Here is a 4,445-nt window from a genome sequence, read left to right as displayed (position 1 = left end):
TCGACGATCCTCTCCGGACTCCTCGCCTACGTCGTGGCCCTCACGGTCTACCCGTGGCTGCTGGCCGGGCAGGAGGAGGTGCAGGCCTCCGACATCGACGAGGGCGGCCTGACCCCCTACTTCTCCATCGAGATGACCCCGCCCTTCGAGGTGATGACCGCCCTCCTGCTGGCGTTCGCCGTGGGGCTGTCGATGACGGCCGTGAAGTCCGACACCCTGTACAAGGGTTCGCGTGACCTGGAACGCGTCGTCATGAAGGTGATCTCGGCGTTCATCATCCCGCTGCTGCCGGTGTTCATCTTCGGCATGTTCCTGTCGATGGGCATGAACGGCAACCTCATGGACACGATGCTGGCCTTCGGCAAGGTGCTGCTGCTGTCGGTCGGCATGACGTTCGTGTTCCTGGCGATCCAGTTCACCGTGGCCGGCATGATCGCAGGTCAGAACCCGTTCAAGGCGTTCCGCACCATGCTGCCTGCCTACGCCACCGCCCTGGGCACCTCGTCGTCCGCGGCGACGATCCCGGTCACCTACGCCTCCACGGTGCGTAACCACGTCGACGTCAACGTCGCCGGTTTCGTCGTCCCGCTGTGCGCCACGATCCACCTGGCCGGCTCGATGATGAAGATCGGCCTGTACGCCTTCGCCATCGTCTACATGGCGGGTATCGACGTCTCCCCCGGCCTGGCCATCGGCTTCATCCTCATGCTGGGCGTGACGATGATCGCCGCGCCGGGCGTGCCGGGCGGCGCGATCATGGCGGCCGTCGGCCTGCTCAGCTCCATGCTGGGCTTCACTGACGCGCAGGTCGCGCTGATGATCGCCGCCTACATCGCGGTCGACTCCTTCGGCACCGCCGCGAACGTCACCGGTGACGGCGCGATCGCGATGATCGTCAACAAGTTCGCCAAGGGCAAGATCCCGGCGATCGTCTCCGAGGACGGCGCCTCTGGCGAGGAGCGTCAGGCCCTCGACGCCGCCGTGCAGGGCGACTGACCCCCTGCCCCGGCCGCCGGCCGCCGAGCGGAAGGCGCGGAAGGCGCGGTCCCCCACCACGGGGGCCGCGCCTTCTGTCATTCGCGGTCCCGGTCGACGTTGAGGAAGAAGACGTTCGGGCGGTCGTCGCAGTCGGTGGGGCCCTCCGGGTCGGCGTAGAGCATGACCGTCTCGTCGTGGCGGGCGATCATCAGGTTCACCGAGGTGAAGTAGAGGGGGCAGGACGCGGTGTGGGGGATGCTCTGCAGGGCCACCGCCTGGTCGTGGAAGGCGCGGACCTGCGCGGGGTCGTGGTTCCACATTCGGTGGATGTGGCCGTCCATCTCGAAGGTGAGCCAGTGTCCGTCGTGGCCGAGGACGCAGACCTTCTTGATCTCGCCGGGCCGTTTGTGGGCCAGCTTCGCCTGGATGTAATGGACGTTGTGGCCGCGTGCAAAAGAGGTGCACTGCATGGGAGTTTCTCCTGGTTATCGCGTGTTTCCCGTCGCGGTTGCGAAGGCGGGCCGATCGTTTCCCTGGGGCACCGTTGTGCGAGTCACGGTTGCCAGTCAGCCGATCAGGGGGAGGCTGAACTTCTTGATCGTGCCGCCCACCGTACCACGCGATAGACCAAGCTGTCTACTGATAGCCTGGGGGGTATGAAGGACATCGCCTCAGTTCACGACGTCGCCCCCGGCGGCACCCTGCTTCTCGACGACGGTCTCCTCCTCGTCCGCGACCTCGCCGGTGACTTCCACGTCACCGAGGACCGCTGCCCCCACGTCGGCTGGTCACTGAAGACCGGCACGCTGCACGACGACGCTGTCCTCGAATGCCCCCTCCACCACGGGCTGTGGTGCCTGAAGTCCGGTGACCCGGTCAAATACCCCGCTCGGGTTCCGATGACGATTCACCCGGTGGAGGTCCGGGGCGAGCGGGTGTATCTGCTCCCCCGTCCTCCCGCCGCAGAGTAGCGATGTGCACCGTCACGCCCAGCGCGATGAGCGGCAGGATGACCGCCGGAATCGTCCGCCCTGACCAGGCGAGATAGCCGGCGGACACGATGATGCTCAGCCACAGCATGACGATCGTGCGGATCTTGTGCTCCCGCGTCATGGTGTGGTTGTTGTAGTTGCTGATGTACTCCCCCAGCACCGGGTGCGTCACCAGATAGGTGTGCAACCGTTCCGAGCTGCGCGCCAGGCAGAACGCGCTGAGCAGCAGGAACGGGGTGGTCGGCAGGACCGGCAGGAAGATCCCCAGCACCCCGAGTCCCATGCTCACCACGCCGACGACGAGGTAGATCGGGCGCAGCATCAGGACACCAGCCGCACCATGCGCTCGTGGTACATCGGCGGCAGGCAGCCCGCCTCCACGATCCGCGCGGCGGCCTCCTTGTCCCCCTGCGCGCCGCGGAACGCGGTGAGCATGTCGATGTCGTGGTCGGGGGCGTCGATAAGCAGCAGTTCGTCACCGGCGGTGATGCGGCCGGGGACCATGACGCGGAAGTAGGCGCCGCACTGGCCGCGCTCCGAGAAGGTGCGCACCCAGCCCTTCTCCCCCAGCCAGCCGGCGAACGTCCGGCACGGCTGCCGCACCACGGACACCTCCAGCTCGGCGGTGCCGACGCGGATCCGCTGGTTGATGAGCAATGTGGACAGGTCCACCCCGGAGGTGGTGAGGTTCTCGCCGAAGCTGCCGTCGGGCAGCCCGCGCCCCAGCTGGTCCTCCCAGAAATCGAGTTCCTCGCGGGCGAAGGCGTACACCGCCTTCTGAGCTCCACCGTGGTGTTTCGTGTCGCCGACGGTGTCTCCGACGACACCCGGGCCGTCCCCGTAGTCCGGTCCCGGGGTGAACACGTCAAGGAACGGCTCCGGCTGCTTGTCGATGCCGCTCACCCGGTCAGCCCCGCCCGGATCCGGGCGGGGTACGGCGAGGTTGGTCGACAGCACGAACGGGCTCATGCCGCCAGTCTAGGCTGGTGAGCATGGAGTACAAGGTGGTCGAGATCCGCGAGGGACTCATCGGTGGCAAGCTGTCCGGCAAGAAGCTGGAGAAGATCCTCAACGAGCACGCCCGCGAGGGCTGGCTCTACAAGTCGATGACGGCGGTGGACGTCAAGGGACGTGTCGGCCCGGGAGGCGTCGACGGCGCTCTCGTGGTGTTCGAGCGCCCGAACTAGCCGACGTCGCTGCTCAGGTCGCGCCCCAGTAAGAGCAGTTCAACGGCTTCTTTCGCACGGTAACGGTCCTCGAGTATCGACAGGACCTCATCGAAACTCATCGCAGGGTGTTGCCGCCTCCCGATGAGGTCCATTGTGGCCCGGTAAGCAAGGGCAGGGTCGATACCTACGGTGTCAGCGAGGAAGTCACGGGGTGAGAGGACGTCCACTCCATCCGGCACCGCGGCGGAGGGGAAGTCCTGCAGGTTGTCGGTGACTATGGCTCCTGCGTGGCCGAGTTCGGCCGCCGCGATTACGTGAGCGTCGTTCTCGTCCGGGAGGAAATCTGGGGCTGTCCACAGGTCGGTGTCTCTCACCATCGCATCGGGGAAATGGATATTCATCTGTTGGATGAGGCGACGGGCCCGGTCCTCTGCATCGCGGGCCGAGAGATGGCTGATTTTCTCCAGTTTTCTGGCCTCGTGGAATTCCAGCTCAAGGACGGTGATGTCACTCCACAGAGGCTCATACAGGCGGTGACTGGCCATGGTCAACAGGAGATCGCGCTGCAGTGAGGGCCACAGCGTGCAGGTGTCGAGAACCGCCCGGAACATTACTCTCCCGACCGGTCGGCTCGGCGTCGCCGCATGATCTCCGCCCGCGCCTGGCGGTACTCCTCACGTGAGGGAGGAGGTGTCTCGTCGTGGGAGGCTGCGATGTAATCCATCTGCTCGTCGCGATGCTGATCCCGGAGGGCGATGACATCGCTGAGCCGTAGGCGGCGGTGTCGGTGAATCCGCTGTGCAGAGAGCTTTCCGGAGTCGATCATCCGGATGACTGTTGGTCGGGAGACCCCGAGGATGTCGGCTGCCTCCTGCGTGGTGATGGTCAGGTTGTTCGGGTGGATGGTGACCGCCATGCCGCGCTGCAGGGACGCAACCGCGTCGACGAGAATGCGATACAGCTCCGGGGGCAGGGGTACATGGTCATCACGGTCAGGACCGGAGAGAAAGAACTGAGGTTCCGGATCTTCTCCCTTTCTGGCCCGGTACGCGGCGAGAAAGTCCTCGACTGTGCCGAGATCGTCGGATCCCGGCGGGAAATAGGTGGAGTCGGCGGCAGTCATTGCGAGGTCCCTGTTGAGTGTGTGTTTCTTGCGATTTGTTCGTTTTGTTCGTTTGGGCCCAGTGTAGCGGCAGACGTCGGGCAAGGTGAGATCCCAAACCGTGTGTTTCTGGGCGCGCCTACTACACTGCTTAACCATGACGAACCCGAGTGAATCCACCCCTGCGTTCCGTTACACCCCTTC

Annotated in this window: 8 protein-coding genes and 1 riboswitch; of the genes, 3 read left to right on the top strand and 5 right to left on the bottom strand. The window is 65.3% G+C overall.

The genetic code is table 11. The annotated features are described in order from the left end of the window. Positions 1 to 996, top strand: a 996-nt coding sequence (locus GXZ33_RS05375) for a cation:dicarboxylase symporter family transporter (protein ID WP_291339840.1), incomplete at its 5' end; no start/stop codon positions are given. 77 nt (positions 997 to 1,073) lie between these two features. Here GXZ33_RS05375 and GXZ33_RS05370 read toward each other — a convergent pair. After that, a complete protein-coding gene (locus GXZ33_RS05370; RefSeq protein ID WP_291339839.1) occupies positions 1,074 to 1,448 on the bottom strand; it encodes a hypothetical protein in 375 nt (124 codons plus the stop codon). Between the two features lie 17 nt (positions 1,449 to 1,465). Next, positions 1,466 to 1,578, bottom strand: a riboswitch (SAM riboswitch). Between the two features lie 56 nt (positions 1,579 to 1,634). Here GXZ33_RS05370 and GXZ33_RS12650 point away from each other — a divergent pair. Further along, positions 1,635 to 1,949, top strand: coding sequence for a Rieske 2Fe-2S domain-containing protein (locus GXZ33_RS12650; RefSeq protein ID WP_363236955.1), 315 nt, complete (start codon positions 1,635 to 1,637; stop codon positions 1,947 to 1,949). On the opposite strand, the gene GXZ33_RS05365 is transcribed toward GXZ33_RS12650, so the two are convergent. After that, on the bottom strand, positions 1,855 to 2,292 hold the full coding sequence (locus tag GXZ33_RS05365; protein ID WP_291339838.1) for a YbaN family protein: 438 nt from the start codon (positions 2,290 to 2,292) through the stop codon (positions 1,855 to 1,857). The genes GXZ33_RS12650 and GXZ33_RS05365 overlap by 95 nt on opposite strands. Beyond that, a complete protein-coding gene (locus tag GXZ33_RS05360; protein WP_291339837.1) occupies positions 2,292 to 2,939 on the bottom strand; it encodes an MOSC domain-containing protein in 648 nt (215 codons plus the stop codon). The genes GXZ33_RS05365 and GXZ33_RS05360 overlap by 1 nt, the downstream gene beginning before the upstream one ends. Before the next feature lie 23 nt (positions 2,940 to 2,962). Here GXZ33_RS05360 and GXZ33_RS05355 point away from each other — a divergent pair, with 23 nt between their 5' ends. Next, positions 2,963 to 3,157, top strand: coding sequence for a DUF4177 domain-containing protein (locus tag GXZ33_RS05355; RefSeq protein WP_291339836.1), 195 nt, complete (start codon positions 2,963 to 2,965; stop codon positions 3,155 to 3,157). Here the strand turns inward: GXZ33_RS05355 and GXZ33_RS05350 are convergent. Both GXZ33_RS05350 and GXZ33_RS05345 read right to left on the bottom strand, forming a co-directional pair. Continuing rightward, positions 3,154 to 3,750 carry a PIN domain-containing protein gene (locus GXZ33_RS05350; RefSeq protein ID WP_291339835.1) on the bottom strand — a complete coding sequence of 199 codons (597 nt, stop codon included), beginning with the start codon at positions 3,748 to 3,750 and terminating at the stop codon, positions 3,154 to 3,156. The genes GXZ33_RS05355 and GXZ33_RS05350 overlap by 4 nt on opposite strands. Next, complete coding sequence (locus GXZ33_RS05345) at positions 3,750 to 4,262, bottom strand: helix-turn-helix domain-containing protein (RefSeq protein WP_291339834.1); 513 nt, start codon at positions 4,260 to 4,262, stop codon at positions 3,750 to 3,752. The genes GXZ33_RS05350 and GXZ33_RS05345 overlap by 1 nt, the downstream gene beginning before the upstream one ends. Between the last annotated feature and the right edge of the window lie 183 nt (positions 4,263 to 4,445).

Source organism: Corynebacterium sp., assembly GCF_012838985.1.
Taxonomy (GTDB): domain Bacteria; phylum Actinomycetota; class Actinomycetes; order Mycobacteriales; family Mycobacteriaceae; genus Corynebacterium.
Note: the sequence above shows the minus strand (reverse complement) of the source record. Positions and strands in the feature narration are given on the sequence as shown.

Coding starts and splice junctions, on each gene's coding strand:
- GXZ33_RS05370 (WP_291339839.1), bottom strand. CDS start 1,448: ATGCAGTGCACCTCTTTTGCACGCGGCCACAACGTCCATTACATCCAG.
- GXZ33_RS12650 (WP_363236955.1), top strand. CDS start 1,635: ATGAAGGACATCGCCTCAGTTCACGACGTCGCCCCCGGCGGCACCCTG.
- GXZ33_RS05365 (WP_291339838.1), bottom strand. CDS start 2,292: ATGCTGCGCCCGATCTACCTCGTCGTCGGCGTGGTGAGCATGGGACTC.
- GXZ33_RS05360 (WP_291339837.1), bottom strand. CDS start 2,939: ATGAGCCCGTTCGTGCTGTCGACCAACCTCGCCGTACCCCGCCCGGAT.
- GXZ33_RS05355 (WP_291339836.1), top strand. CDS start 2,963: ATGGAGTACAAGGTGGTCGAGATCCGCGAGGGACTCATCGGTGGCAAG.
- GXZ33_RS05350 (WP_291339835.1), bottom strand. CDS start 3,750: ATGTTCCGGGCGGTTCTCGACACCTGCACGCTGTGGCCCTCACTGCAG.
- GXZ33_RS05345 (WP_291339834.1), bottom strand. CDS start 4,262: ATGACTGCCGCCGACTCCACCTATTTCCCGCCGGGATCCGACGATCTC.